At 32.5% G+C, this 3,957-nt stretch carries 5 protein-coding genes and 1 pseudogene; 4 read left to right on the forward strand and 2 right to left on the reverse strand.

All coding sequences use genetic code 11. The features are described 5' to 3' along the window. The 4 genes and pseudogenes from Q4Q55_RS06955 to rrp42 form a co-directional block, all read left to right on the forward strand. Positions 1-104 (forward strand): annotated as a pseudogene (locus Q4Q55_RS06955) (ribosome assembly factor SBDS); the annotation flags it as partial. A gap of 24 nt (positions 105-128) precedes the next feature. Then, entirely contained in the window at positions 129-1,040 is a 912-nt protein-coding gene (gene rrp4 / locus Q4Q55_RS06960; protein ID WP_303372102.1) for an exosome complex RNA-binding protein Rrp4, read from the forward strand. A gap of 33 nt (positions 1,041-1,073) precedes the next feature. Then, positions 1,074-1,769: an exosome complex exonuclease Rrp41 gene (gene rrp41 / locus Q4Q55_RS06965; protein ID WP_303372119.1), complete on the forward strand. Its 696-nt coding sequence runs from the start codon at positions 1,074-1,076 to the stop codon at positions 1,767-1,769. Positions 1,770-1,781: 12 nt separating this feature from the next. Beyond that, entirely contained in the window at positions 1,782-2,567 is a 786-nt protein-coding gene (gene rrp42, locus Q4Q55_RS06970) for an exosome complex protein Rrp42 (RefSeq protein ID WP_303372103.1), read from the forward strand. On the opposite strand, the gene Q4Q55_RS06975 is transcribed toward rrp42, so the two are convergent. Then, on the reverse strand, positions 2,564-3,193 hold the full coding sequence (locus tag Q4Q55_RS06975) for a molybdenum cofactor guanylyltransferase (protein WP_303372104.1): 630 nt from the start codon (positions 3,191-3,193) through the stop codon (positions 2,564-2,566). The two genes, rrp42 and Q4Q55_RS06975, sit on opposite strands and share 4 nt — an antisense overlap. 17 nt (positions 3,194-3,210) lie before the next feature. Continuing rightward, positions 3,211-3,957 (reverse strand): hypothetical protein (locus Q4Q55_RS06980; RefSeq protein ID WP_303372105.1); only part of this gene is annotated, 747 nt, incomplete at its 5' end.

A 3,957-nucleotide genomic window follows, 5' to 3' on the forward strand; every position in this document is an offset into this window, starting at 1 on the left:
CATGGATTGGCATCATTGAAATGCCTGGTGGCCTTCAAAATTCTTTTGCTGCTAAAATGGCTGAAATTTCAGGTGGAGAAGCAGAAACTAAAACTATTAAATAATTGATTTAGACTTATGGGATTATTATGATATATGTGGAAAATAAAGATTTAGTTATTCCTGGTCAGGTATTAGCTGACGATGAATACTATTCAGGAAGAGGTACCTTTAAAGAGAATGGTAAAGTTTGTTCTTCTTTAATAGGGCTTGTTTCTTTGAGGAATAAAAAGATTAGAGTTATTCCTCTTAAAAGCAAATATGTTCCTAAAAAAGGAGATGTTGTAATCGGTAAAATTAATGATGTTAGATTCTCAATGTGGGATGTAGACATTAATTCACCTTACTCCGGTATTTTACCAGCTTTTGAAGTGTTTGGTCGTGAGAAAAAAGAGCTCAACAAAGTATATGATGTTGGGGATGTGCTATTTTTAAGAGTTGTCGATGTTGATGAAATCAAAAAAGCGAAACTCGGTTTAAAAGGCAGGGGAATGGGTAAATTCAAAGGAGGAATAATCGTTGATATTGCTCCAACTAAAGTTCCTAGATTAATTGGTAAAAAAGGTTCAATGATCAACATGATTAAAGATAAAACTAACTGTAAGATTGTTGTTGGTCAAAATGGTCTTGTCTGGGTAAAAGGAGATGAGGACATGGAACAACTTACCAAAGATGTTATTCATTTAATCGAAGCTGAAGCTCATACTTCTGGTTTAACTAATAAAATTAAAAACAAATTGTACCTAGCTATTGATGGTGAATTGCCACATGAAGAAGTTAATGAAGAGGAAGAAGAATTTGTTTTGGAAAAACCTAAACTTCAAAATTTTAAAGAAGAATTAGAGCAAGAAGAAAGAGAAGCTGAGGAAAATAAAATAGAAAAAGAAGAAAAGCCTAATATAGCTGAGGTTATTGAAGAATTAAAAAGAAAAAATAAAAAAGATAACGCCTTATCCTATGGTGATAACTCAAATAATTCTTTTATTTTAAATAATAAATAATGATTATAATTCTTCGAATATTAAGAGGTTGATATAATGTCAGAAATGATTAGACAGGATGGTAGGAAGTTTGATGAATTACGTCCTATTAAAATTGAAGCAGGAGTTCTCGAACGTGCGGATGGTTCTGCTTATTTGGAAGTTGGAGGAAATAAAATTTTAGTTGCTGTTTATGGACCAAGAGAATCCTATATTAGAAGATTGCTCGAACCAAACACTGGTGTAATTAGAGTTAGATATAACATGGCTCCATTTTCAGTAGATGATAGGAAAAGACCTGGACCTGACAGAAGGTCATCTGAGATTTCTAAAATTACTGCTGATGCATTAAGACCAGCATTAATGTTGGAAAATTATCCTCGTTCAATGATTGATATTTATATAGAGGTAATTGAAGCTGAAGGGGGAACCCGTTGTGCAGGAATCACTGCAGCTTCTGTTGCTCTAGTCGATGCGGGAATACCTATGAAAGATATTGTTGTAGGTTGTGCTGCTGGTAAAGTTAATGATGAAGTAGTACTCGATTTATCTGAATATGAAGATAAAGAAGGTCAAGCTGATGTTCCATTAGCTATCATGCCAAGAACTGGTGAAATTACATTATTACAAAGTGATGGTAATTTGACTGAAGAAGAGTTTGCAAAAGCAATAGATTTAGCTATGGAAGGATGTCTTGAAGTAAGCAAGCTTCAAAAAGAAGCTTTAATGAAAAAATATTCTACAGAATAGTGGGTGGATAAAATGGATATAGTACCAGAAATTACAAGACAAAGTATTACTAACCTTGTCAGAAATGATAAAAGAGAAGATGGCAGGGGATTAAATGAATATAGGGATATCTCTATTGAAACTAATGTTATCTCTAAAGCTGAAGGTTCTGCTCGTGTAAAACTTGGCGGAACTCAAGTTATTGTAGGTATTAAACCACAACTTGGAAGCCCATTCCCTGATACTCCTGATCTTGGAGTTTTAATGACCAATTGTGAAATGTTGCCTATGGCTGATCCTAATTTTGAACCAGGACCACCTAGTGATGATTCAATTGAACTTGCACGTGTAGTTGATAGGGGTATCCGTGAAAGTGAACTGGTTGAATTGGATAAATTGTGTGTTGAAGAAGGAAAACATGTTTGGATGTTATTCATTGATTTGCACATTATCGATAACTGCGGAAACCTTTTTGATGCCTGTGAATTAGCAGTCATGGCTGCACTCAAATCTACTAAATTGCCTGTTGCAAGCATAGTTGATGAAGAAGTAGTTCTCAGTGAAGACGAAACCTTTGATTTACCAATCAACAATGAGTTAGCTTTATGTACTTTTGTTAAAATTGGTGACAAAATGGTTTTAGACCCAACTTTGGACGAAGAAAGAGTAGCTAGTGCTCGTTTAAATGTTGGTGTTACTAAAGATGGTAGAATTTGCTCTATGCAAAAAGGCGGTTCTCAACCATTAAATAAAGAAGAACTTCTTGCTGCTGTCAACGTGGCAGTTTCAAAAACTAAAGAATTAATAGAACATCTTTAAATGTCTTCTGGACGATTAAGATTTCTAAATTCTTTTTTTAATATTTTTTTATTATCTATTAAAACAAATTTTGCATCTATTTTTGATATTAATCCCTTTATATGAAGTGTATCTTCACAGACTAATTTTTTGATTTCCGGAATGATATTTTTATTATAAACTGAATGAAGTGGTTCGGATGTTTTTAATTTATCTTCAGTATCATGATACGGAACGATGGCCTGATAATTTCCATCTATTTCATTAAAAATAGTGTTGATATAATCTTTTGTAACATATGGACTATCGCAAGGCAATACTAATGAAAATTGGCTGTGGATGCTTTCAAGTCCGGTCATTATTCCTGGAAGAGGTCCCTTATTTTTGATTTTATCCTCGACAAATGTTATTCTGTAATCGTAATCTTCGAGATTGATGAACTTGCTGTATTTGCCAATTCTTTTTTCATCATTTAAAACGATGATGGCTTCACTTATTTCATGGTTTAAAGTAGAAAGAATGTGTTTAATCATAGGTTTGTCTTGAATAACCATGGATCCTTTATCCTGTCCCATTCTTCTACTTTGCCCTCCACATAAAATAATGCAAGATTTAATATTTTCACTTTTTTTCATTTCATTACTCATATTAAATCTCTCCAAGTCTATTTCACATAAACGTCTGCATCTTCATCGAATGGATTGGTACGTATGATTAATGCAATCATATATGGGTAATGTTTATTAAGGTATTTTAAATAATAAACCCACTCATAAACTAATTTATTATATACTCTGTGCATGTCCCCATTCAAGTGTGCAAAATCAGTGTCTGTAACTAAACTTAAATCTTTTCTGTGTTCCAATTCTTCATCAAGGTGAAGGATAGCATTGGTTAATTCAGTAAATTCTTCTTTTTCAAGTAAATTAGGGTTGTTTATTAAATTAATAATGAATTCCCTTTTATTGGAAACCAGGTCTCTTAAATTTTCTAAAAATTCTTCCCTATCTTCAGGAGCAATATCTGCCTGAAAATCAATTGTTGTGTTTTTCAGTTCGTTCAGTTTGTTTTCATAGTCTTTATCATCCCAATTTTTAATTGATTTTAAATTTTCAGTGTTGGTTTTATATTTATTGGAATGACTTAGCTGGCTTATCAGTTCATTTCCAACTTCGGAAAAGAAAGTGCTCATAAGCATGTCTAATTTTTCCATCATTGCTTCTTTTTCTTTTTTTTCAATTATTTCATCAAGTAAAAATGCTACAATTAGAATATCCACAGGAATGAAACCTAAATGGGTCCAAATATAAGATATAATATGTTCAGCATCTCCTAACACCAAATAGTTTGATCCATATATTATGATAATCAGGATAACCATCAATATGGAAAACTTGATTTTCCATTGTTT

The sequence above is a fragment of the Methanobrevibacter sp. genome (genome assembly GCF_030539555.1).
GTDB lineage: Archaea > Methanobacteriota > Methanobacteria > Methanobacteriales > Methanobacteriaceae > Methanocatella.